General features: G+C 62.4%; 20 protein-coding genes. 8 read left to right on the plus strand and 12 right to left on the minus strand.

Annotated features, from left to right (window positions below):
• Positions 1 to 3: 3 nt before the first annotated feature.
• Both AC3IR3_RS20030 and AC3IR3_RS20035 read right to left on the minus strand, forming a co-directional pair.
• Positions 4 to 504, minus strand: coding sequence for a VOC family protein (locus tag AC3IR3_RS20030; RefSeq protein ID WP_489194751.1), 501 nt, complete (start codon positions 502 to 504; stop codon positions 4 to 6).
• 69 nt (positions 505 to 573) lie between these two features.
• Positions 574 to 732: a hypothetical protein gene (locus AC3IR3_RS20035; protein ID WP_489194753.1), complete on the minus strand. Its 159-nt coding sequence runs from the start codon at positions 730 to 732 to the stop codon at positions 574 to 576.
• A 447-nt stretch (positions 733 to 1,179) separates the two neighbouring features.
• Here AC3IR3_RS20035 and AC3IR3_RS20040 point away from each other — a divergent pair, with 447 nt between their 5' ends.
• Positions 1,180 to 1,488 carry a hypothetical protein gene (locus tag AC3IR3_RS20040; protein WP_489194755.1) on the plus strand — a complete coding sequence of 103 codons (309 nt, stop codon included), beginning with the start codon at positions 1,180 to 1,182 and terminating at the stop codon, positions 1,486 to 1,488.
• A 237-nt stretch (positions 1,489 to 1,725) separates the two neighbouring features.
• On the opposite strand, the gene AC3IR3_RS20045 is transcribed toward AC3IR3_RS20040, so the two are convergent.
• The 3 genes from AC3IR3_RS20045 to AC3IR3_RS20055 all read right to left on the minus strand — a co-directional run bounded on the left by AC3IR3_RS20045 (position 1,726) and on the right by AC3IR3_RS20055 (position 5,428).
• Positions 1,726 to 2,715 carry a copper resistance protein B gene (locus AC3IR3_RS20045; protein WP_489194757.1) on the minus strand — a complete coding sequence of 330 codons (990 nt, stop codon included), beginning with the start codon at positions 2,713 to 2,715 and terminating at the stop codon, positions 1,726 to 1,728.
• Entirely contained in the window at positions 2,712 to 4,385 is a 1,674-nt protein-coding gene (locus AC3IR3_RS20050; protein WP_489194759.1) for a copper resistance system multicopper oxidase, read from the minus strand. The genes AC3IR3_RS20045 and AC3IR3_RS20050 overlap by 4 nt, the downstream gene beginning before the upstream one ends.
• A 98-nt stretch (positions 4,386 to 4,483) precedes the next feature.
• Positions 4,484 to 5,428, minus strand: a complete 945-nt coding sequence (locus AC3IR3_RS20055) for a fimbrial protein (protein ID WP_489194761.1) — start codon at positions 5,426 to 5,428, stop codon at positions 4,484 to 4,486.
• A 476-nt stretch (positions 5,429 to 5,904) separates the two neighbouring features.
• Between AC3IR3_RS20055 and AC3IR3_RS20060 the strand changes: the two genes are divergently transcribed.
• A complete protein-coding gene (locus AC3IR3_RS20060; RefSeq protein WP_489194763.1) occupies positions 5,905 to 7,815 on the plus strand; it encodes a S53 family peptidase in 1,911 nt (636 codons plus the stop codon).
• A 108-nt stretch (positions 7,816 to 7,923) separates the two neighbouring features.
• On the plus strand, positions 7,924 to 8,814 hold the full coding sequence (gene yihG, locus AC3IR3_RS20065) for a 1-acylglycerol-3-phosphate O-acyltransferase, YihG family (RefSeq protein ID WP_489194765.1): 891 nt from the start codon (positions 7,924 to 7,926) through the stop codon (positions 8,812 to 8,814).
• An 82-nt stretch (positions 8,815 to 8,896) separates the two neighbouring features.
• Here the strand turns inward: yihG and bla are convergent, their stop codons facing one another.
• The 4 genes from bla to hmpA form a co-directional block, all read right to left on the minus strand.
• Positions 8,897 to 9,742, minus strand: coding sequence for a subclass B3 metallo-beta-lactamase (bla, locus tag AC3IR3_RS20070; RefSeq protein ID WP_489194766.1), 846 nt, complete (start codon positions 9,740 to 9,742; stop codon positions 8,897 to 8,899).
• Between the two features lie 79 nt (positions 9,743 to 9,821).
• Positions 9,822 to 10,931 (minus strand): PepSY-associated TM helix domain-containing protein, encoded by a 1,110-nt coding sequence (locus tag AC3IR3_RS20075; RefSeq protein ID WP_489194768.1) that lies wholly within the window; start codon positions 10,929 to 10,931, stop codon positions 9,822 to 9,824.
• A gap of 1 nt (position 10,932) precedes the next feature.
• Positions 10,933 to 13,152, minus strand: a complete 2,220-nt coding sequence (locus AC3IR3_RS20080) for a TonB-dependent receptor family protein (protein WP_489194770.1) — start codon at positions 13,150 to 13,152, stop codon at positions 10,933 to 10,935.
• 81 nt (positions 13,153 to 13,233) lie between these two features.
• Positions 13,234 to 14,406, minus strand: coding sequence for an NO-inducible flavohemoprotein (gene hmpA, locus AC3IR3_RS20085; protein WP_489194772.1), 1,173 nt, complete (start codon positions 14,404 to 14,406; stop codon positions 13,234 to 13,236).
• A 165-nt stretch (positions 14,407 to 14,571) separates the two neighbouring features.
• On the opposite strand from hmpA, the gene norR reads away from it, so the two are divergent.
• The 4 genes from norR (at position 14,572) to AC3IR3_RS20105 (ending at position 18,841) form a co-directional block, all read left to right on the plus strand.
• A complete protein-coding gene (norR, locus tag AC3IR3_RS20090; RefSeq protein WP_489194774.1) occupies positions 14,572 to 16,125 on the plus strand; it encodes a nitric oxide reductase transcriptional regulator NorR in 1,554 nt (517 codons plus the stop codon).
• Between the two features lie 70 nt (positions 16,126 to 16,195).
• The gene (locus AC3IR3_RS20095; protein ID WP_489194776.1) at positions 16,196 to 17,032 is read left to right on the plus strand and encodes a DUF72 domain-containing protein; all 837 of its coding nucleotides are present in this window, start codon (positions 16,196 to 16,198) and stop codon (positions 17,030 to 17,032) included.
• A gap of 37 nt (positions 17,033 to 17,069) precedes the next feature.
• Entirely contained in the window at positions 17,070 to 17,729 is a 660-nt protein-coding gene (locus tag AC3IR3_RS20100; RefSeq protein ID WP_489194778.1) for a DUF6348 family protein, read from the plus strand.
• A gap of 212 nt (positions 17,730 to 17,941) precedes the next feature.
• Entirely contained in the window at positions 17,942 to 18,841 is a 900-nt protein-coding gene (locus AC3IR3_RS20105) for a LysR family transcriptional regulator (protein ID WP_489194780.1), read from the plus strand.
• Positions 18,842 to 18,869: 28 nt separating this feature from the next.
• Here AC3IR3_RS20105 and AC3IR3_RS20110 read toward each other — a convergent pair whose 3' ends face one another.
• Positions 18,870 to 19,307, minus strand: a complete 438-nt coding sequence (locus AC3IR3_RS20110) for a PIN domain-containing protein (protein WP_489194781.1) — start codon at positions 19,305 to 19,307, stop codon at positions 18,870 to 18,872.
• On the minus strand, positions 19,304 to 20,311 hold the full coding sequence (locus tag AC3IR3_RS20115; protein ID WP_489194783.1) for an LLM class flavin-dependent oxidoreductase: 1,008 nt from the start codon (positions 20,309 to 20,311) through the stop codon (positions 19,304 to 19,306). The genes AC3IR3_RS20110 and AC3IR3_RS20115 overlap by 4 nt, the downstream gene beginning before the upstream one ends.
• Before the next feature lie 264 nt (positions 20,312 to 20,575).
• Here AC3IR3_RS20115 and AC3IR3_RS20120 point away from each other — a divergent pair, with 264 nt between their 5' ends.
• Positions 20,576 to 21,019 (plus strand): BP74-related protein, encoded by a 444-nt coding sequence (locus tag AC3IR3_RS20120; protein ID WP_489194785.1) that lies wholly within the window; start codon positions 20,576 to 20,578, stop codon positions 21,017 to 21,019.
• A 38-nt stretch (positions 21,020 to 21,057) separates the two neighbouring features.
• Here the strand turns inward: AC3IR3_RS20120 and AC3IR3_RS20125 are convergent, their stop codons facing one another.
• Positions 21,058 to 22,431: an outer membrane beta-barrel protein gene (locus AC3IR3_RS20125; protein ID WP_489194787.1), complete on the minus strand. Its 1,374-nt coding sequence runs from the start codon at positions 22,429 to 22,431 to the stop codon at positions 21,058 to 21,060.
• Positions 22,432 to 22,644 lie beyond the last annotated feature (213 nt).

The raw sequence follows: 22,644 nt of genomic DNA on the forward strand, positions 1-22,644 counted from the left end.
GTTTCAGGCGTTGGCGGCGCGGCGCAGTCCGTCGATGTCCAGCTTCTTCATGGTCATCAGCGCTTCCATCGCCTTCCGTCCTTTTTCGGGGTCGGGGTCGGAAAGCAGCTCGAACAATGCCGTGGGCACCACCTGCCAGGACAGACCGAAGCGATCCTTCAGCCATCCGCACATTTGCGCCTTCGGATCGCCGCCGTCGGACAGACGGTTCCAGTAGTGATCCACTTCGTCCTGGGATGTGCAGTTCACGACCATCGAGACGGATTCGTTGAACGTGAAGACCGGGCCGCCATTCAGCGCCGTGAAGCGCTGGCCGGCGAGATCGAACGCCACGGTCATGACCGAACCTTCCTTGCGGCCCGATGCCTTGGCCGACTCGGCGCTGTACCGGTTGGTGGTGACGATGCGCGCGTCGTCGAATATCGCGACGTAGTACTTCGCGGCCTCTTCGGCCCGGTCGTCGAACCAGAGAAACGGGGTGATGCGCTGGAAACGGGTTTGCATGGCTACTCCTCGCTGGGTTCCTGTTTGCTCGTCGAACGAACAGGCACCGAATCGACAAAGGGCACGTCGTTATTCCTCTTCATCCACCTGCCCCGGCCGGATATGCCGGGGATCTCCGGAACCCGTGGTTTCCGGCAGCTCCGGACCGTCTGGCACCGCGTGCGAGGGATCGCCGGAGCCGGTGGTCTCTTCCCCGGGACGTATCCGCGGAACACCTGATGCGCTCATGCTCGCCTCCACTGTCGGTACGGTTTCCCGACTTTACGATGCCGGTCATGACGATCGGGTGGATGCCGGATGATTGCGACATGCCAAGGCCTCTTGGGTTTGTGTGTGGGCGCGCGACCTGGATGGTTGCCGTTTCTACTCAGACTATTCTGAAAATCCGGTCTCTTTTAGCGTTATGGATTGACGAGTGCGTGTGTGGCCGCGATGCTCTTTCGGTCGCCGCACATCGGCGATCGGGCATAGAAAGTCCGTGTTTAGCAAGTGGCGCTGAAGACGCCATCTCAAACGACGTCTTCATGCGTTGCGCTACGTTATGTTCGTCTTTTATGGCGGGCGTGTCGGGAGGACTTTGGTCCGGCCGGGATCCACTTGCACCGGTCTTTCTATCCTGGCACGCCCGCCACCCGCACCCTGCGGGTGGCGGACATCCACGGAGAGGATGCCGCCATGAGCAGCAAGCAAGACGGACCGTCAGCGTCCGCGTCGTACGTCCTGAAGTCTGGCCACGACCTGTCTATTCCCTGCCCGCTTTGCAAAGGCAGTCGCGCCCTGAAGCTGGACGATATCCATGAAGCGATCACCGAGCGGTTATCGGGTATGCGTGGTGTGGCCGATCTTCTTATCGATGTGCCGATGATCGATGCCGAGCAAGGGTCGGTGGCGCAGGCAGCGTATGTTTTGCGTGGGTTGATCGACGAGGTGGTGGAGATTTATCGGGTGATGAATCTTGGGGTGGGACAGAGGATGCAAGAGTAGTAATCGAGTGATTTTCTGTGGGAGCGCGCTTGCGCGCTTGTGCCAAGCAAAATATCAATGACGGTACGAAAGCCAACGGAGCGGCGATGCCGTGGGTGACATCCGCAGCCAAAGAGCCGGGCTCGCGAATGTGAACATCCGTTTCTATGCTCCGTCGGCTATCGCGCGCAAGAGCGCTCCCACAGGAAATCCGGAATGCCGGAACGGAGGTGGCGTTTCAGAAGACGTCGCGCCTGGTCAGAACCAGACGCGCACACCCGCCACCCACTGCAGATCGGTGACGCGCCGTCCTTCGCTGCGGTTCAGATCGGCGGTATTGCCCATCGTATGGACGAACTTCACGCCCACGTAGGGTGCGAAGGTCCGGCGAATTTCGTAGCGAAGACGCAGGCCAAGCTGAAGATCGGAAATCCCGCTGCCGATGCCGCGCGCCGGATCGTCCTTGCCATAGGCATTGACCTCGAATTCCGGCTGCAGGATCAGCCGCTGGGTAAAGAGGACTTCGTACTCCGCACGCACACGCGCGGCGGTGCGGCCACCCTGCCCTGCATACGCCGTGGCCTCCAGTTCGAACCAGTACGGTGCCAGACCCTGCACGCCGAATGCGGCCCACGTACGCCCCGGACCTTCGCCGAAATCGTGACGCGCACCGAGCTGCGTGTTCCAGAAGGTGGCAATTGCATGGCTCCACAGTGCCTCGATGTCGGCGTCTTCCAGCGATCCACGGGCACGCTCGCCTTCCGTACGCACCCACAGACGATTCGTATCGCCGCCATACCAGCCCTGGGCTTCCCAGCGCTGACCGTGATCGTCGCGTCCCGCCCATGATTCCAGCTGGTCGATCATCAGCATGCCGACGGGGGCCGAATCGTCCATGTCCATATGCTTCATGGGGCTGTGGACCAGACCGTCCGAGTAGTCGGGACTGCGGGCATCGGCCGGTGCCTTGCCGCCCTGCATGGGCGCCATCGACATGCCGCCCATATCCATATCGCCATGATCCATCGAGGCATGGTCCATCGAGGCATGGTCCATGCTGCCGTGATCCATCGACGGGGCATTTTGCGGTGGCGCATCCGCCGCTGGCTGGGCCATGGACGAATGATCCATCGACCCGTGGTCCATGCTGCCGTGGTCCATGTCCATCTTCGGCTGTTCCGGCGCGGACTGCGCGTGCGCCTGCGCTATCAGCAACAGCGCCGCGATGACGACCCAGGGCCGCCTCACGAAACCACCACTTCGCGGAACATGCCCGCTTCCATGTGATAGAGCATGTGACAGTGGAATGCCCAGCGGCCCGGATTGTTCGCCGATACGGCGAATGCGATCCGCTGCGCGGGCTGGACATTGATGGTGTGCTTGCGGACCTGGAACGAGCCGTCCGGCGCCTCGAGTTCGCTCCACATGCCGTGCAGGTGGATGGGATGATTCATCATCGTGTCGTTGACGAGCACGATGCGCACGCGTTCGCCAAGTCTTAAGTGAATCGGTTTCGCATCGGAGAATTTCACGCCGTCGAACGACCACATGAAACGCTCCATGTTGCCGGTGAGATGAAGTTCGATATCGCGTGACGGCTCGCGTCGATCCAGCGATCCACCCACGGTTTTCAGATCCGCATAGGTCAGCACGCGCCGCCCGTTGTCGCGCAGCCCGATGCCGGGGTCGTCGATATTCGTGCGCGGCGTATCCACGCGCATGTCCACGCCCGGACCGTATTCCGTGGAGGCATGACGGGCGATCGGTCCATCGCTGTCCATCGAGCCCATCATGTCGTCCATGCTCAGCCACTGCCGCGCGTCGATGGAGGGAACCGTCGCGACCGTGCCCTGTCGGGGCGACAGCGTGCCACGCGCATATCCGGACCGGTCGATCGATTGCGCGAACAGCGTATATGCCTTTGCGTTGCGCGGCTCGACGATGACGTCATAGGTTTCGGCAGGCGCGATACGCATCTCGTCGATGTCGACCGGTTCGATGTCCTGACCGTCGGTGGCGATGACGGTCATCTTCAGGCCGGGAATACGCAGGTCGAAAATCGTGGACGACGAGCCGTTGATGACGCGCAATCGCACCTTTTCGCCGGGCTGGAACGAGCCCGTCCAGTTTCCGGCGGGACTGGTTCCGTTCATGAGATAGGTGTAAGTCGCACCGGAGACATCCGCCAGGTCGGTAGGATTCATCCGCATGCGGTTCCACATGCCGCGCTTCGACCATGCCTTGCGCACGCCCTCGGCGCGGGCATCGGCAAGAAAGTCGGCAACGGTCGGCTGCGAGAAATTGTAGACGTCGCTGCGCTTTTTCAGCTTTGCGTAAACGCGCTCGGGATTTTCGTCGGTCCAGTCGCTGAGCAACACGACGTAGTCGCGATCGGTCGGATAGCGTTCGGGACCGGCAGGCTCGATCACCAGCGGCCCATACAGTCCGGTCTGTTCCTGAAAGCGCGTATGCGAGTGATACCAGTACGTTCCCGCCTGACGCACGTCGAAACGATAGGTAAACGTTTCGCCCGGCGCGATACCGTCGAAGCTCAGACCCGGCACACCGTCCTGACTCGCGGGTAGCACGATGCCGTGCCAGTGGATGGATGTCGGCGTCGACAGCCGGTTGGTCACGCGCAGCGTCACGGTGCTGCCTTCTTTCCAGCGCAACAGCGGGCCGGGCACGCCGCCATTGACCGTGATCGCACGACGCGAGGTTCCCGTGTAGTTGACCGGTGCCTCGACAATATCGAGCGCGAACTCCGTACCTTGCAGCGCCGTCGACTCGCCGGGACTCGTCAGCGCCCACGCCTGACCGGGACGTGCAACGCCGAATCCCAGCGCAAGACCACCCATGGCGATGCCCTGGACGAATCGTCGGCGTGAAAGCATCTCGTCGTCGCGGTTGAATGTCATGTCGGCTCCCGGCAATACGACTTGGGAGCGTAACGGGCACGTCGGCAATACCTCAAGCTGGAGCAGGCTACATGCGGCCTGCGGCTCCCCTGGAACGACTAGTCGTAGTCGACACGGACCGTGATGTTCGCATCGCCTCGGCCCGCGGAGAACGGCTGGCCATTGCGTTTATAGCGAGCCTTGAATGCGTACTGGTCGCCAGCGGCGCGCGGCGTCAGCACGATCGGCGTCGAACTGTTGGGCACGACGGCCACGTCGGGCTGGATGCTACGCAGCTCGATACCCACGCCGGCAGCCCCACCCGTTACCGCGAAGAGACCGGCATCGTCGGCATCGGCGCTACCGGCGAAAGTCATCCTGACCGCGTTGACGTTCGAGCAGCCTGCCGACGTAACGCCCCCGTGTATCCATGGACTTCCGCCGTCGGCACCAAGGTTCCCGAACAGGACATCCCTTAGCTGGAACGACACGTTCGTCCCCGAGAAAGCGCAGGTCGGCGTGGGTGCCGCTATTTCCACTGGCGTGAGGTCGAGCGTGATCTGACGGTTACCGTCATGCCCCCAGGTGGCGACCTGTCCTCCGGCAAGCATTCCCGACGACACGGGGCCGGTTTTAACGAGCTGCACCTTGAACCGGAAGTTCTGCATGATCCATGACACCCTTCCAGGAAAGTACTCGCTCCAGGGCACTTCCCGATGCGGCAGATGATCGGATGTCGACGTGGTGTAAACACGGATACCGACGCCGGCAATGCCTGTCTCGTAGGCCCCCTGCCCGTAACCGGACAGCGTATTGAATCGCGAAAGCTCGCCGCGACGGATGGAGTTGTAGCAAATGTAATTTAACGTAGGCGTTGTGTACGCCGGCGTCGAAAGTATCTCGGCAAGAATGCGTCCATCTTCCACGCCGACGGGAACCTCCACCCGTCCGAAGCTGACCGTCTGCGGTACGCCCTGACTATGCAGCGGATTGCATCCCTGTTTTGCCGCTGCGACCGTGTACGACACGGATAACGCAAGGAAAACGGATAGTACCCGGAGCATGTATCTGTTCATTGATCGGCAAGATCGGGAGGTCGGACAACCATAGGTCGCGGCACGGAACCGGACTATCCGTGGCGCCCGCGACCTCCCCCGTCGTTTCCCGACAATGCGTAGTCGAATGCGTAGTCGGTTGCGCGACATCCGCAGCCAGGATATCGGGCTCGCGAATGCGACCATCCGTCTTCCTCGCCCTGTTGGCTTTCGCCCGCAAGCGGGCTCCTACAAGGCGGTTCGTTCGGTCTGGCGCGTAGGAATTTTTCCTACTCCGACGAATTCCCGTGTAACGAGGATGAGACAGGTTCCCCGGCAAGCCTTGCCGCACCTCGACAGCGCAAGAAAAAATACTTGTTACGCAATAACTTACGATGCATGAATAGGCTTCCATCGCGAGTAAGTGCGAGCTAGTTTCACGAGGCCAGCGCTCGATGAACAGGGGGTCGACACGCTGTCGCGATCTTATCCATGGGAGATACAACATGCTCGCGAACCTCCGCCGCCATGTCCTGGCGGCTTCTTTGTCGGCCGTGCTGTTTTCGTTTTCTCTCGCCGCTTACGCGCGCGATGAAGGCCCCACCATCGACCTCGGTTCGGCGGACCCCAACCAGACGGTGAATGTCACGCTGGTACTGAAGCTCCAGCACACCGAGTCGCTCGAACAATACGTCTACCAGACCGTGACGCCTGGCAATCCGCACTACGGGCACTTCCTTTCCACCAGCCAGTTCGCATCGCGTTTCGGACCCAGCGATCGCGATCTCGCCCAGATCGGTGCATTCCTGCAAAAGAACGGCATCGCGGAAGTCGAGGTATTGCCCAGTCATCTCGCCATCAGGGCAACCGGCACGATCGGCCAGTTCAGCACGGCATTCCAGACGCCGGTGCATGAATACGAGCGCGACGGACATCGCTTCCATCGCCCGAGCCATCACCCCGAATTGCCGGTAGCGCTGTCCAACACACTGGTAATCGCGGCGGGTCTCAGCAACGAGCCGAAATATATTTCCCATCGCGTGAACAGCAATAAAGTTGTCGCACTGACCGCCGCGCCCGCGATCGCCACGCTGACGACCGCGTCCGGATCGACAGCCACGAATACGCCGGGCGAATACACGGTCGGCGACGTGGCGAATTTCTACAACATCAATCCGCTCTATCAGGCGGGCATCAACGGCAAGGGCACGACGATCGGCATTGTCACGCTTGCCGGATTCCTTCCGCAGGATGCCTACGACTACTGGTCGCTGATCGGTCTGACGACCAAGCCCGGCCGTATCACGCAGGTGCATGTCGACGGCGGCGGCGTCATCAGTTCGGCGGCAGGCAGCGGCGAAACGTCGCTTGACGTGGAACAGTCCGGCGGCCTCGCACCCTTCGCGGACATCCTCGTCTACGACGCACCCAATACCAGCGGCGGCTTCCTCGGCGCGTTCTATAAAGCTGTGTCGGATAACGTCGCCGACAGTATTTCGGTGAGCTGGGGCCAGCCGGAAATATTCTATTTCGATTCGCCATTGACCGGCGGCGATTACACCAGCGAACTTGTCGCGTTCCACCAGGTATTCCTGGAGGCCGCCGCACAAGGCATTTCGATGTTCGCGGCTACCGGCGATTCCGGCGCTTACGACACCGTACGCGCGCTCGGCCATACCGATTTCAGCGCACCGTTGACGGTGGATGCACCGGCCTCCGATCCGTTCATCACCGCAGCCGGCGGTACCACGCTGCCCTTCACCTTCAGCTTCGCGGGCGGACCGAAGGCTTCGATCGCCACGGAACAGGTATGGGGCTGGGACTATCTGCAAACCTATCTGGATAAGGTACGTCCCGGCGTCTACGACCTCTTCGCGACCGGCGGCGGTGGCGGCGTAAGCATCTTCTGGCCGACGCCGTTCTATCAGCGATTCACTCACGGCATCCGCCAGAGCGAGCCCAATCAGTCGCTGGTGGCGCAGAACCCGAGCGTGAGCCTGCCGGGTTATACGCAGACCACGCCACTGACGCTGCTGACGCTTCCGGCCCATTACTCGGGTCGCAACTTGCCCGATGTGTCGCTGAACGCCGATCCGGAAACCGGCTATCTGTTGATTTCGTCTACCGATGCGGAAAACGGCGTCGTGACGGGCGAGGGCGGTACGAGCTTCGTGGCGCCCCAGCTCAACGGCATCTCCGCTCTGCTGACACAGAATGCCGGTCATCGCGTCGGTTTCTGGAATCCGCAGGTGTATCTGCTGCAGGACTTCCTGGGCTATGGCAAATATTCGCCGGTGAGCGACATCAAGGCTGGCGACAACTGGTTCTATCAGGGCAAGAGCGGATATGACCCCGGCGCCGGCCTCGGCACGCTGGATGTAAGCAAATATGCGCGAATCCTGAAGTTTGGATTCTGATCGGTAGCAACGGCGGGCGCCCTGTGCGCCCGCCTTCCGGAGCGGAGGACTGTCGCTTGGGGGCGCTAAGCCAGTAGTCTTCAGGTCTTTGCACGCCTCCGGTCAAGCATGCTCGCCTCGATTCCCGCCTTTCTGCGCATCCCTCTCGCCTGCCTGCTGCTGGCCGCGAACGTCGTGCTTCACGTCACACCGCTGTTCGTGCTGACGTTCTTCAAGATCGCGATCCCCGTGCGCCCGATCCGTCAGGCCATCACCCATGGCCTGGTCGCTATCGCGGAAAGCTGGATCGCCGTCAATTCATGGCTGTTCGATATTTTCACGCGCATCCGCTGGCAGGTCGAAGGGCTCGACGGTATCGAGAACCACGACAACTTCCTCGTCGTCTGCAACCACCAGAGCTGGGTCGACATCCCGGTGCTGCAGAAACTGTTCAATCGACGCGTGCCGTTCTTTCGGTTCTTCCTGAAGAGCAAACTGATCTGGGTGCCTTTGCTCGGACCGGCGTGGTGGGCGCTCGATTTCCCGTTCATGAAGCGCTATTCGCGGCAGACGCTGGAAGCGAAGCCGGAACTGCGCGGTAAAGATCGCGAAGCAACGCGCCGGGCGTGCGAGAAGTTCCGGAGCATCCCCGTGTCGATCATGAACTTCACCGAAGGCACGCGCTTTACGCAGGCCAAGCACGACGCGCAGAAATCGCCGTACCGTCACCTGCTTCGACCGAAAGCGGGCGGCGTGGCTTTCGTCGTCGACGCCATGGGCGATGCCATGCGTTCGCTGCTGGACGTCACGATCGTGTATCCGCAGGGCGCGGGTAGCCTGATGGACCTCATCGCCGGCCGCGTCCGCGAGATTCGCGTTCACGTGCGCCAGCTGCCGATCCTTGCCGAACTGCGTGGCGATTACGACGACGATGCCGTTTTCCGCGAGCGGTTTCAGGCTTGGGTGAATGATCTCTGGGCGCAGAAGGATGCGCGGATCGGGCGGATGCTGGCGGAGTAACACGCCGCTCTCGACCGATCCCGTACCTCACCGTCGCTCCTGCGCAGGAGCGACGGTGAGGGGGGCCCCCGATCTCTCGTTCTTACTTCCCGGCACGCTCCTTCGCCAGCCGATCGTCGAGCTTCTTCTTCGACGCCGCCGCGTAATCCCGGCACGCATTCTCGCTGCGCAACGACTTGTGCGCGTCGACCTTATCCATAAGGTCCACCATATCGGGATGGACCGTAATCAGGATGTCGCACGGCAAGCTCGCCACGGTATCCAGCGACTTGCGGTAAGCCGCCACGCGGCGGGGATCCGCACTGAAACGATACCCGTCCGTCGAGAACGGCGTGAGGCTGTCGCCATAGACGATGTTGACGCACTCGCTGCCTTCGCACGAACGCCACGTCCATGTCGTGCCACCCGGCGTATGGCCGGGTGTCGGATGCGATGCGAGGGCCAGGTCGCCAACGTGCACCGTCTCGCCGGGTTTCAGCTCGTCGACGTCCTTCACGGCGGGGAATAGCGGCGCCTCGCCATGCTGCGGATCGTCCGGATCGTTGCCGCCAAGCCGCATCGCACGCGCGCCGGCGGGACTTGCGCGCACTTCGGCACCGCTATCGTGAGCCAGTTGCGCGATGGCGCCGGCGTGATCCGCATGCGCATGGGAGTTCAGGATCACGCGAATATCTTCCACGCGGAAACCCAGTGCGCGGATGTTCGACTCGATCCGCGCCGCGTTGACATCCAGCGTGCCGTCGATCAGCACGTGACCTTTCGGCGACGTAATCAGCATCGCCGACAGACCGCGCGTACCGACGTAATAGGTATTTCCGTAGACCTTGAACGGTGCCTGCGGCCGGGTCCACTCGGGATCCCCAGCGTACGCCGTGCCGGCGCTGGCTGCCATCGCCCCCGCGAATGCAAACGTTGCGGCGAATTTCATGACTGTCCCCTTCGATGAGTCGCGCAACGATAGGTCGCCCAGATGGCGATTTCCGGGCGCAGCCGTGTCGATCGTGAGATCAGGTCGTGCGCATGGCCGGTGGACGGTTTCTGCGGGCACGCCAGAACAGGAATCCGGTGACCATAAGGAACATCGGCAGCACGCCGGCGATGCAGGCAACGACACGCCACAGCGTGCCGCCCACCGCCGCCGTGTGGATCGGGAACAGCGTATTGGCCAGGGTACCGCCGGTGCCCAGTCGCGTGGCGTCTTCGCCACCGATCACTTTCGCGCCCGGCGCGTCGATCCAGAGCGTGCTGCGTCCGGCGATATTCCATTCGCCCGGACGCCGGATACGCAGGACCAGCGCGGCGCCATCGCGCACGGGCAACATGATGCGCGTGATTTCAGCGTCCGGCGCGGCGGCGTGCGCCGCGTTCAGCACGGCTGGCCAATCGACGAGGCTGGTCGACGACGGCACCGGTGGCGGCTTGCGCGGTGCGGGCTCGCCAAAGGCGCTTACAAGGCCCGCGCGCACCGCGCCGCGGTAGGCCATGGTTGTTCCCGTGCCGAGCATGACCAGCAACAGCGGGAAGGCAACCACGCCAACGAATCGATGCCAGCTGGCCCAGCGGAGAATCGCCGGACGCGGGTGAGGGCGCAGATGGGTGAGGGCGCGACGGCGTCCCGGCCAGTAGAGCCATACGCCCGACAGCAGCATGAAGAGACCCGCCCAGGCCACCACGCCGAGGATCGTCTCGCCAATCGGTCCGGACAGAAGATGCGTGTGCCAGTCCTTCAGGATGAGCAGTCCGTCGCCCGACGCTTTGCGGCGCAGAACCGGCTCGCCGGTGACGGCATCGAAGTAGACATGGTCGCCGCCTTTCAGGCCGCCATCCCAGACCGGAAGCGCCTCGTCGGGCGGCGAAATGCTGCGCAGCGCGCTGCCGTCGGGCGACCCGAGAATGTGTTGCAGCGCGCGACCCTGCGTCGTCGGATCGGGCACGGCGTGACCGGTAAGCTCCGGGTGACCGGCGACCACGAGCTGGTCTTCGAAAAGCAGCACGCTTCCCGACAGCGCCACCAGCGCCAGTACCACGCCAAGCGAAAGTCCCAACCACAGATGCAGCGTCTTCAGCACCGTGCGGGCGCGACGGGGCGATCGGTGAGCGGTGCCGGATCGGGTCATGTCAGAAATCCACCGAGGCTTGTACGTAGTATGTGCGCGGCTGACCGACATAGATGCCATCGTTGTTGTCGGTAGAGCGGGTGAAGTAGCGGCGGTCGAAGATGTTCTTCACGCCGACGCCCAGCCGCAGGTTCGAGACCGACGGGCCGAACGCATACTCTGTGCGGGCATTCCAGGTCGTCCAGCCGGGGATATCGCCGAGGTCGCCTTCGGGCGTACCGATCGTCCGGTATTGCGTGGGATGGTTCGGATCGAAGCTGGGCGTACCCGGCGAATGCTGGCGCGACTGCGAGAACGCGTCGACGTTGAACGTCCATGCGGCGCGCGCATAACGCAGGCCGGCATTCGCCGTGCGGCGGGAATAGAACGGCAGGTCTTTTCCTTCGAACGAACCGAAGCGATAGAACGCATGCGTGTACGTGGCGGTGCCCCACAGCGACAGGCCACGCAAGCGGTCGTCGAACGCGCCGAGGTCCACGTGGGCCGCCGATTCGATGCCCTTATGCGTCGTGGCGCCCAGACTGGTCCAGCCATCGTACGAATCGACCACGCCGGGCAGCTTGCCGACGAACTGCAGTTCGTGATCGAAGTTGATCCGGAACAGCGATACCTCGCCGCCCCAGGCGGCAGTGTCGTAGCGGGTACCGATCTCGTACGTACGCGCTTTTTCGGGCTGAAGCCCCGACGCGAACTGGCTCGTCGAATCCTTCTGACCTATCTGGAAATATTGCAGGCTACCGAACGAGGTCTCGGCGTTCGCGTAAAACTTCAACGCATCCGTCAGGTGATAGATGACGTTGAGCGAGGGCAACGGCTGCGAATAGTGGTCGCGCCGGAAGGTCGGACCCTTTACGACGACGGTGCCGCCGGGATGCGCCTGCCACCAGCTGTTGATGCGCTCGTAGCGCAAGCCCGGCGTAATGGTCCAGTCGCCGGCGTTGATCGTGTCGTCGATGTATACGGCGTGTGCTTCGTTACCGCCGGTGTTGTCGCCGGAAAGCACGTACGGCCCGGCGTACGGAAAGCTGTCGTAAGGCGTGTAGTCCAGGGTGGACGTGTACTTGTTGTTGCGCAGCGTGCGCTCGTGCATCGCTTCATTGAGATAGCGATAACCGACGCTGATTTCATGCGTCCACTGGCCCCAGTCGAAAAGCTGCGAGTAGCGCGGCTCGATGGCGAACGTGTGGTAATCGCGCGGATAGGCCATCAACTGATGCGTATAGGTACCGGCTACCGTTCCGGGTGCAATGGTTTCGATATGGCTGCCACGGAAGCTGTCCGTGTAATACGTCTGGACTTCGAACGTACGGCGATCGTCGCGATGGCTGTATTTCAGCACCGCGTCCTTGCGCGTACCGTGGAAGTCGTCGAACGGACGGCGCGACTGGAACGGGTCGGCATCGTAGTCGGCCTGGGTCAGGCCGCCAGGCATGCCGGCATGGCCATCGTAGTAATGCAGGCTGCCGGTCAGTTCGTCGGTTTCGGAAAATGTGTAGCGCGCCTTGAGCATGATGTCGTCGATGCTCTCGTTGTCCTCGCGTTCGCGATAACCCGGCCCGTGCGTGCCGTTGTAAAGCAATGCAACGCCAAGACCCTGCGTGGTGGTGCCACCGACAAAGAGATTGCTTTGCGTGCGGATGCCGCCATGCTCGCCACCCTGCAACTGCACGCCCGCATTGCCGCCGAAGGTTTCGGGGATATCGCGCGTAACGAAGTTGATGATGCCGCCCACGTTCTGCGGCCCGTAGCGAACGGAACCGCCACCGCGTACCACGTCGACCGCCTGCAGGTTACCCAGCCCGACCGGCGCCATCGACAGCTGCGGCTGGCCGTAAGGCGCCACGGCGATGGGAACGCCATCCAGAAGGATGGTCGAGCGCGGCGAGAGCCGCGATGTAAGGCCGCGCACGCCCACGTTGAGCGAGACGTCGCTGCCGCCCGTGCCATTGCTCTCCTGGACCTGCACGCCGGGAACCCGGCGCAGTGCGTCGCGCAGGTTGACCGCGCCGCTTTCGGCCAACTCTTTCCGCCGCACCACGGTGCGTGCGCCGGGGTGGTTCGCCACGGTGTTACGGCTGGCTTCGCCCAACCAGTCGCCCACGACCTTCACACTCTCCAGTTCGGCCGCGGGCGGCGGGGGTGCCGTCTGCCCGGAAACGACGGGCGAAAGCAGGCCGCTGGCCAACAGGGCAAGCGACAGCACGGTAAGACGTGAAGGCATGGGGAGGCATCTGGGGAAGGAAGCCCGGCAATGCTAAGTGCGAATCATTCTCATGGCAATCAGCTTTTCGGTTGCCCGGGCCTATTCCAGCGCCGACGTCACCCCGAAGAATTCGTAGTGCACGTCGTCCCATGGCACTCCCAGGGCATCCAGATGAACCCGTATAGCGCGCATGAACGCCAGCGGCCCGAGTACGTAGACATCCAGGTTCAGTATGTCCGGCAACCATGCACGCAGCCGTTCGCGGGTGACCAGGCCAGTGCAGGCGTCGTCGGTTTCGCCGCGTTCGTAGCAGTAAAACCGTCTCAGGCGCGGGTAGGTGGCCGCGAGTTCGTCGACCCTGTTGCGAAAGGCATGCACGCTGCGCTGGCGCGCCGCATGGATGAAGTTGATCGAGCGGCCGGCCTGTACGGCGGATTCCAGCATCGCCATGACGGGAGTGATTCCCACGCCGGCGCTGATGAGGGCCAGAGGCCGTGCGCCCTCCTGCAACGTGAACTCGCCCGACGGGGGATAGAGCGCCAGCGTCTCGCCGATGGCGACCGAATCGTGGAGATAGTTGGATACGATGCCGCCGGGTTCGCGCTTCACGCTGATGCGATAGGTATGTCCGTTCGCAACGGCGGATAGCGAATAGTTGCGACGCAGTTCCTGGCCGTCGATCGTGACGTTGAGGCCGATGTACTGGCCTGGGCTGTGCCGTATGACGTCGCCACCGTCCAGCGGCCGAAGACGCAACGACACGATCTCGTCGCATTCCATCGTTCGCGATACGACGACGAAGGAACGAAGACCCCGCCAGCCGCCGGGTGCGTTTTCCTGACTGTCGTACATCTGGAATTCCGCCCCCACCAGGACGCCGGCGAACTGCGCGTAGGCGATACTCCAGGCTTTGATCAGACTGTCTGTCGCCGTCTCTTCGCCAAGCACGTCGCGAATCGTACGCATGAGACATTCGCCCACGAGAGCATAATGCTCGGGTTGCACGTACTTCGAGACATGCTTGCTGCAGACCGTCGATATGACGGGGCCGAGTTTTTCCATGCGGTCGATATTGCGCGCATACGCCAGAATGCGCGCCGAAAGCGCTCGCGCCTGTTCGCCGTTGATCTGCCGGGAATGATTGAACATCGAACGAAGTTGCGGATGTTCGTCGAGAAGCAAACGGTAGAAATGGCTGGCAAGTATTTCTCCATGTACTTCCAGCAGAGGCACGGTGGCCTTTACGATGGCGATATGTTCAGCGGATAACATGCTCGACCTCACAACGATGGATGTCGTTGCTATTCGCAACGATCGTTGTGTTCTGCAATCATCATTCGTGCCATCGTAAGATGCGATGTAAAGCAAGCGCTTAATCATGGCTTGCGTCACTATGACTACCAGCTTTTGCTGTCGAATGGACTCGACGTTGTCTCTATGACTCCTGCTTCCCTGCTTTCCGGTTTACTCCCCCTCGTTGCCGACCTCACGCACGACATCGACGATGCCGAGCGCTACAAGCGTCTGCTGAAGACATTGCGCGAGCATTTTCCCTGCGATGCCACGGCGATCCTTCGTCTCGACAACGACATCCTCGTTCCGCTAAGCGTCGACGGCCTCAGCGAAGACACCCTCGGGCGGCGCTTTTCGATTCACGAGCATCCACGTCTCAAACTTTTCGTCGCCAACGAAGACCCCACGCGGTTTCCTCACGACAGTCCGCTTCCCGACCCGTACGACGGCCTGATTCCGAATCAGCAGGGCCGGCTGCTGGTGCATGACTGCATGGGATGCCGCCTGCGCGTCGACGGCCGTACATGGGGAGTGATCACGCTGGATTCGCTGGCCCCGGGAAGCTTTGAGTCGGTGGACCTGTCGGCGTTGGCGTCGTTCGCATCGCTGGCGGCGGCGACGGTCGTGGCGTCCGAACGTATGACGGCGCTACGCATTTCGGCCACCACCGAGCGACGGCGTGCGGAGGCCTATCGCAATGCGGCCAAGGAACGCACGCCTCGCGGACCCATCGGCCAGAGCGAGATCTATCGTCGCCTGATGGAAGAAATCCGCGTCGTCGCCACCAGCGACCTGAACGTGTTGATCCAGGGCGAAACCGGCACGGGAAAAGAGCTCGTCGCACGCGCCATTCACGCCGCGTCGTCGCGGGCGACGCAGCCGCTGGTCAATATCAACTGCGCGGCGCTGCCCGAAAACCTGGTCGAAAGCGAGCTGTTCGGTCACGTGCGAGGTGCGTTTTCCGGCGCGACCGGTGACCGTCGAGGAAAATTCGAGCTCGCCGATAAGGGCACGCTATTTCTCGATGAAGTCGGAGAACTCAGTCCCGGCGTGCAGGCCAAGCTATTGCGCGTAGTGCAGACGGGACAGCTGCAACGTGTCGGCTCCGATCGCGAACACACCGTGGACGTGCGCGTCATCGCGGCGACCAACCGGGATCTGGCGGAGGCCGTGAAGGTCGGCAGCTATCGCGCCGACCTGTTTCATCGCCTGAGCGTGTATCCACTGACGGTGCCGGCGTTGCGCGAACGTGGGCGCGACGTGCTGCTGCTTGCCGGTGCCTTTCTGGAAGAGGCGAGGGCGAGGGCGGGTCTGACAGGCATTCGTCTTGCCGCGGACGCCCAGGACGCATTGCTCGCCCACCCATGGCCGGGCAACGTACGGGAACTGGAACATCTGATCGGCCGCAGCGTATTGCGGGCCATGGCAAGTCGTCGCGATCACGACGCGTCGGTCCTCACGCTGACCGCCGCGACCCTCGACCTTTCCGGATCGGAACCACTCGAACCGGAAACGCCATTGCCCGAAAGCGAAACGCCGCGCGGCACCACCCTGCGCGCCATGCTCGAATCCCACGAGCGCCGCATTATTCAGGACCAGCTGGAACGCCACGATGGCAACTGGGCAGCCACCGCCCGGTCGCTGGGCGTCGACCGGGCGAATCTGGCCCGCAGCGCTCGCCGGCTGGGGCTGCGCTGAACCGGAACGACGACGGATCGTCCACCGCTATCGTGCCAGTCTGCGCCCTCCATTTCCGAGAGTCTTCGTCATGGTTTCCATGCAGGAACAAGTCGGGACCCAACCCGGCCATATCCGCAGCGGTATGGGAGGCTGGACCTACGCACCGTGGCGAAACAACTTCTATCCCGCCGGTCTCGTTCAACGGCGCGAACTGGAGTACGCAAGCCGCCAGGTCACGGCGATCGAGATCAACGGTACCTATTACAAGGCGCAAAGCCGGGAAACGTACGAGAAATGGGCCGCCGAAACGCCGCCCGGCTTCGTGTTCTCGGTAAAGGCGCCACGGAGCATCGTGCAGATCAAAACGCTGGGACATGCCGGTGAGCAGATCGAGCGATTCGTCGAAGGTATCGTTGCATTGGGCGACCGTCTCGGCCCTATCCTGTGGCAGCTGCTACCTACACGTGTTTTCGACCCCGAAGCCATCGGGGCCTTCCTGGATCTGTTGCCGGCGAAGGTCGGACAGATCTCCCTGCGTCATGCCGTCGAGGTGCGGAACGAGAGCTTCAGGTGCGAGGCCTATCTGGCCCTGGCAAGGAAGCATGGCGTCGCCACCGTGTTCACCGATTCGCCCAACTATCCGTCCTTTGCCGACCTGACCGGCGACTTCGTCTACGCCCGGTTGATGAGGAGCAGGGCGAGCGAAGAATCCGGCTATCCGGCGTACGAACTGGCGGCATGGGCGCGCCGGGCGGGCGAGTGGGCGAAGGGCAGCGACCCCGCCGACCTGCCCCATGCGGGCAATCCCGGGCAGAAACATGCCGGGCGCGACGTCTTCCTGTACTTCATCTCCGCCGCGAAGGAACGCAATCCGGCGGCCGCTATCGCACTGCTTCAGCTACCTGGCATGTCGAAAGCCTCATAATCGTGCCCTTTCATCACCCCTGTCCGACCGGAGCCCTATGGAACGGCTGATCCAGAACTACCTGCTCGACCTGTTCGCCGAACACGGCATCGAACTCGACGAACCCGATGAGCGCGACGAGGACGAATGGCTGCTGACGGAAGGCGATTTCCCGGCCATTTGCGGCGTCTGGCACGAGGGTAAGGACGGGCAGGTCGGTCGACTCGACATCGATATCGTGCTGGATGAGGAGCGCCGGATCGAAGAGATTTTCCCGGGTGTCGGCGGCGGCAAGGCTGGATGCCGCGACGCGCTTGCCACCTTTGCGAGCAACGATTTCCACGTGATGCTGGCGGCTTGCTGGCATACCGTCGACACGTCGAAGCTCGCGGTCGAGCGCATCGTCATCGGCGGACGCCCGTGGGATGCCTACATTGGCAACTTTACGCTGCGCGGCGAACGTACCGAGCCTCTCGACGTGCCCGACGAAGCGATGACGGCGCTTCAGGCGGTCATCGCCACAGAGTCGCTGACGGGCGAATTGCACTGGGTCCGCGTTTTCTACGGCAACGTGGGCGATGGCCGCACGCAGATCGAAGTACTGCTGGACAACAAACCCTGGGCTGCGGGCGACAAGGCGTTGAGTTCGGTGAACTGGCCTCGCGAGGATCGGTACTACAGCCTGCGGAATTTTATTGCATTGGTGCCGGTGGAATAGAGTTTCGAATACGCGTGTCGCGAGAACCGTTTGCATCGCGCTGGGTTCGAAGCCTGCGCAGGAACGACGATGGGGTGGTGAAGCGGACATCGTAGCCCGCAGCGTCTCCGATGTCGGCAGGATATCTATCTCTCACCGTCGCTCCTGCGCAGGCAGGGGCCCAGGGCGATCATGCACGAAAGAGCGATGCCTATATTTCCGAGGGATTGAGAATGATCGACAACCTGCTCGAACTGACGGTCTTCACCCGGGTGGTCTCGGCAGGTAGTCTTTCGGCCGCCGCGCGGGAACTGGACCTGTCGCTGGCCGTCGTGAGCAAACGACTGACCGCGCTTGAAACAAGGCTGGGCGTGCGATTGCTCCAGCGCACGACGCGGCGCCAGTCGCTAACGGAAGAGGGCACCATCTTCCATGCGCGTTGCGTGCGCATACTGGCCGAAGTGGAAGAAGCCGAGGCTGCCGTATCGCATACGCGCGACACCGTTACCGGCGTGCTTCGCATCACCGCACCGCGCGGCTTCGGCCGCCGTCGCATCGCACCGCTCGCGGTCGCCTTCCAGGCATTGCATCCGGAGCTGCGCGTGCAACTCGTACTCACCGACGCACTGGTCAACCTGGTCGAGGAAGGTATGGATCTGGCGGTGCGCTTTGGCCGGTTGGCGGATTCGTCGCTGATCGCACGACAGCTGGCACCGAACTTTCGTGTCGTATGCGCTGCGCCTTCTTATCTTGCGCGGCACGGCTTTCCCTCCGATCCGGCAGCGCTGGCAGCGCATCACTGCATCGTGTTCGGCGAACATCCCACCAGCGACTGGCACTTCCAGCACGACGGCGCCGCGATCGTCGTGCACGTACGTCCGACCTTCGTCACCAACGATGGCGAAACCGCGCAGACGCTGGCACTGGAAGGGGCGGGCATCGTCATCAAGTCGATCTGGGATGTCGGCGACGATATCGCGGCGGGACGTCTGGTGCGGCTGTTGCCGGATTACACGATTTCCGCGGCTCCGTTACAGGCGGTCTATGCGAACGCGCAACACCTGGCGCCACGCGTGCGTCGCTTCGTCGAGTTTTGCAGCGAGCGGCTGCGAGAAGAATGGCACTGGGACTAGTAAATCGCCTTTTTATAGGAACACGCTCCTACAACGAAGCGTGCGGCGAGCCCCATGTTTCCGGCGTGACTACCGCGAAGCCATGATCGCGCGACGTCCTGCGCGATAGCCGCAACAGCTCGGCATCGCGACTGAACAGCACTTTCGCTCGCGCCGTCGCCGCCAGTTCGAGGAATTTCTGATCGTCCGGGTCGCCGCAGCGCGGCAGGGCCGGTACGGCAACGGTAACGACAAACGGCGCAACGTAGCGGTCGTAGAGGGCGCGGCCCTTCTCCCGGGCCGCGCCCTCCAGCCCCAGACGGGCGTATTCCAGCACAGCCAGCCACTCGTCCCGGCAATCCTCGCGGGTTACCGCAGCCACGACGCCCCGATCGAGCGCATCGCGCAATGCCGCACATCTCGGGTCCCCGAACACGAACAGGTCCAGGCAGACATTCGTGTCGAGGACGATCCGGCGGGGCGTCATGCCGCCTGACGCTCCGCCAGTGCGTCGCGTGCCTGCGCCACCAGTTCGAACGAGTGCATACGCGCGGTGTGGTCGAAAATCTGGGCCGTCACCATCAATTCGTCGGCGCCCGTGCGTTCGATAAACGACGCCAGACCTTCGCGCACAGTGTCGGGCGATCCCACCACCGCGCAACTCAGCGCGTGATCCACGCCGGCCCGCTCGATGGGCGTCCAAACACCTTCCATGGTATTGACCGGCGGCGGCAACTGGCCCGGCGTTCCGCGGCGCAGATTCCAGAACTGCTGCTGCAACGATGTGAACAATCGCTGCGCTTCCTCGTCGGTATCGGCAGCGAACACGTTGATGCCGAGCATCGCGTAGGGTTTGTCGAGCACATCGGAAGGCCGGAACATCGTCCGGTAGACCTTCAGCGCGTTCATCATCAGATCCGGCGCGAAATGCGATGCGAAAGCGAAGGGCAGGCCCATTTCGGCAGCGAGTTGCGCGCTGAACAGGCTGGAGCCCAGAAGCCAGATCGGTACGTTGGTACCCATGCCGGGCACGGCGCGTACGGTCTGCCCCGGTTGCTGCGGCCCGAGATAACGCTGCAGCTCCACGACATCTTCGGGGAAACGATCGTCGCTTGGTCCCATGGCCCTGCGCAATGCGCGGGCCGTACCCTGATCCGTACCGGGCGCACGGCCAAGGCCCAGGTCGATACGGCCCGGATACAGCGATTCCAGCGTACCGAACTGCTCGGCGATGACCAGCGGCGCGTGGTTAGGCAGCATCACACCGCCGGAGCCCACGCGAATCGTCGACGTGCCTTCCGCGACATAACCGATCACGACCGACGTGGCGGCGCTGGCGATACCCGGGAAATTGTGGTGTTCGGCGAGCCAGAATCTTTTGTAGTCCAGATGCTCGGCATGGCGTGCGAGCTCGCGTGTATTGCGTAGCGCATCGGCAGGCGTAGCGCCACGCACAATGGGCGAAAGATCCAGAACGGAAAACGGAATCATCCGGGGGCCTCGACATCGGGAGGCGGCTGGGCCGCCGATGTATCCCATATGGGCTGCGGTGTAGGCATTTGCAACCCGGCCGCGAAGACCTGAGCAAATTCTTCATACCCGATATGTCAGCCACGTCCGTACGCGACTGTGGGCATAGCCGGAAGGTGTTTTTCTCGCCGCCGAAACGCGATCCCAGCGTGGTTTCATGGCCCCGCTTCACCGCCTCCCGCCTATTCGCCGCGAGGCACTACTCCACTTCAAGGAATGAATCCCATGACCATTCGTACGACGGCCACCCCGGTGCTGCTCGCAACACTCGCCATCGCCGCGACCACGGCTTTCGCCGGTCCGGCTGCCCAGGTCGAACCCCGTTACTTCGCCGTCCAGCTCAGCAGCGCGCCGACCATCGAGGCGCAGGAGTTCATCATCAAGGTGACCGACAAAGAGAAGATCGACGCCACGCTGCAGGCCATGAACGGACCGGGCGACGTGCCGCGCTCGGTCCTCGGCAAAGTCGTCCGCGGGCGCGAAAGCTACAACAGCCACTGGAATTTCCACCTGGCACCGGATTCGATCGGGTTCTTCGACTTCGCTATCACCGGCTGCCAGTGGCCGGCAAACTACGTCGAAGACAACATCGAGAACCTCAACTCGTTCCTTACCAACAACACGCTATGCCTGACCGGCTCGCGCGTCGTTCGCGAAGTTATCCGCTAAACGGATCGCGCCCCGACGGCATCGTCGGGGCGTTCGCTTCAGAAGTGCATGATGACGTCCATTACCGCCATCCATTGCGTGTGCTTCGTTCCGTTGTCGTACGCCGCCTGGTCGGAGGCGTGGTCATAACGGACTTCCGGACGGACTTCGAGATCGGGCGTCACCCAGCGGGTCATGCCCAGCGTGCTGGTGACGTAGTGCGTCTTGTAACCCGTGCGCTGGCCGTCCGCATCGTTGTAGAACTCGTTGCGGAACGACAGCATCGTGCGCGGATTCAATTCGAAGTTCATGTAATTGACGATGCCGTACGCATTCGTGTCCTTGGTCTGGCCTTCGGGCAAGGTGGCCAACGCCACGCTGTTGACGGTCAACTGATAAGCCTGGGTCAGCATGTGCAGACGGCCGTTGAAGCGATGCCCCCAGGTAATCACGTATTCCTGCAGGTTGTTGTACGTCTGACGTTTGTTGTTGTACGACTCGACGCACGGATAAATCATGTCGTCGTTGGATTTGGACACCCAGCGCACGCAGACCTGCCCCGTGAGCCGCGCATCGCGATTCCAGATCGCCACGTCGTCGCCACCATGCAGACCGACCTGAAGCGTCCACTGATCGTTGAGCTTCGTCGTCGTGAGGATGCCCATGTTCGTATAGGCGTCCACCGTGTACAGCACCGAATGCGTCACGAGGTAATTGTTCGGCGAGAACTGCGCTTCGATATCGGGAAGCGAAAGATAACGGCCGAAGATTACTTCCATGCCCTGCGCCACCCACGGGATATAGATGTTCCCGTAGAAAATCATCGGGTCGTACCCGTTCACGCGGTTGTTGTTCAGCAACTGGTTGCTGACGACGCCCTTCATCGCCGTGTAGTGATAGTCGTAGCCATAGAGCTGGTCGAAGTGGAAACCCCAGTCGATATGGTCCGTCTGCACGGTATCCGGCAGGCGCTGGATACGCAGAAGGAACTGATCGAACTCCACGCGGTTCGGGCGGCTGACGTACGAGACCGGATAATTGGAGTTGTCCGACGAGCTGAAGTTGATCGAAGGAGCCATCCAGCCGTAGACCTGGATCTTGTTGCGGTCGAGCCACTGGCCCAGCGCATTGCAGGAAAGCGCCTTCTCCAATGGGTACCGCGCATTCGTATCGGGCACGCCGACGTTATTGTCCACGCCGCCAAGCTGCCATTCGGACGAGGGAAACGGTGGAGAATCCAGGGGCGCATCCATCGCGCGGCGCGGCGGCGCATCGCCGGGTGCCGACGGCTGCGCATCCTCGCGGTATGCCGCCGCCATGCGGGAAATGAGGCCGCGGTCGCAATCGGACGACGCCGTTTCCGCGTGAATGTTACCCGCCATGCAAAGCGCGACCATGCCTGCCGCGAAGGCGGCAAACCAGGGGTGTTTCATGACTCATCTCCAGCCCGCGCACGCAGCGCGGGTCCGATCGGTTGGAAAGCGGCTCAGATACCGGCGTAGCCGCCGAGCTCGTACTCGTCCCTGTCCGTGGCCCAGGCCATGGATATGTCGCGCATCGCGTTTTCCGGGCACCTTGCCGGAAAAAGTCGGACCACCGTGTCGCGGTGATCCGGGGCCGGGTCCGGAAACATGGCGCGGTCGCTG

The organism is Luteibacter sp. GL_149 (assembly GCF_057834065.1).

Excerpts from the sequence above, each read along its gene's own strand:
- AC3IR3_RS20035 (WP_489194753.1), bottom strand. The coding sequence starts at position 732 with ATGAGCGCATCAGGTGTTCCGCGGATACGTCCCGGGGAAGAGACCACC.
- AC3IR3_RS20055 (WP_489194761.1), bottom strand. The coding sequence starts at position 5,428 with ATGCTCCGGGTACTATCCGTTTTCCTTGCGTTATCCGTGTCGTACACG.
- bla (WP_489194766.1), bottom strand. The coding sequence starts at position 9,742 with ATGAAATTCGCCGCAACGTTTGCATTCGCGGGGGCGATGGCAGCCAGC.
- AC3IR3_RS20125 (WP_489194787.1), bottom strand. The coding sequence starts at position 22,431 with ATGAAACACCCCTGGTTTGCCGCCTTCGCGGCAGGCATGGTCGCGCTT.
- AC3IR3_RS20060 (WP_489194763.1), top strand. The coding sequence starts at position 5,905 with ATGCTCGCGAACCTCCGCCGCCATGTCCTGGCGGCTTCTTTGTCGGCC.
- AC3IR3_RS20100 (WP_489194778.1), top strand. The coding sequence starts at position 17,070 with ATGGAACGGCTGATCCAGAACTACCTGCTCGACCTGTTCGCCGAACAC.
- hmpA (WP_489194772.1), bottom strand. The coding sequence starts at position 14,406 with ATGTTATCCGCTGAACATATCGCCATCGTAAAGGCCACCGTGCCTCTG.
- AC3IR3_RS20080 (WP_489194770.1), bottom strand. The coding sequence starts at position 13,152 with ATGCCTTCACGTCTTACCGTGCTGTCGCTTGCCCTGTTGGCCAGCGGC.
- AC3IR3_RS20105 (WP_489194780.1), top strand. The coding sequence starts at position 17,942 with ATGATCGACAACCTGCTCGAACTGACGGTCTTCACCCGGGTGGTCTCG.
- AC3IR3_RS20050 (WP_489194759.1), bottom strand. The coding sequence starts at position 4,385 with ATGACATTCAACCGCGACGACGAGATGCTTTCACGCCGACGATTCGTC.
- AC3IR3_RS20095 (WP_489194776.1), top strand. The coding sequence starts at position 16,196 with ATGGTTTCCATGCAGGAACAAGTCGGGACCCAACCCGGCCATATCCGC.
- AC3IR3_RS20030 (WP_489194751.1), bottom strand. The coding sequence starts at position 504 with ATGCAAACCCGTTTCCAGCGCATCACCCCGTTTCTCTGGTTCGACGAC.
- AC3IR3_RS20115 (WP_489194783.1), bottom strand. The coding sequence starts at position 20,311 with ATGATTCCGTTTTCCGTTCTGGATCTTTCGCCCATTGTGCGTGGCGCT.
- norR (WP_489194774.1), top strand. The coding sequence starts at position 14,572 with ATGACTCCTGCTTCCCTGCTTTCCGGTTTACTCCCCCTCGTTGCCGAC.
- AC3IR3_RS20040 (WP_489194755.1), top strand. The coding sequence starts at position 1,180 with ATGAGCAGCAAGCAAGACGGACCGTCAGCGTCCGCGTCGTACGTCCTG.
- AC3IR3_RS20120 (WP_489194785.1), top strand. The coding sequence starts at position 20,576 with ATGACCATTCGTACGACGGCCACCCCGGTGCTGCTCGCAACACTCGCC.
- AC3IR3_RS20110 (WP_489194781.1), bottom strand. The coding sequence starts at position 19,307 with ATGACGCCCCGCCGGATCGTCCTCGACACGAATGTCTGCCTGGACCTG.
- yihG (WP_489194765.1), top strand. The coding sequence starts at position 7,924 with ATGCTCGCCTCGATTCCCGCCTTTCTGCGCATCCCTCTCGCCTGCCTG.
- AC3IR3_RS20075 (WP_489194768.1), bottom strand. The coding sequence starts at position 10,931 with ATGACCCGATCCGGCACCGCTCACCGATCGCCCCGTCGCGCCCGCACG.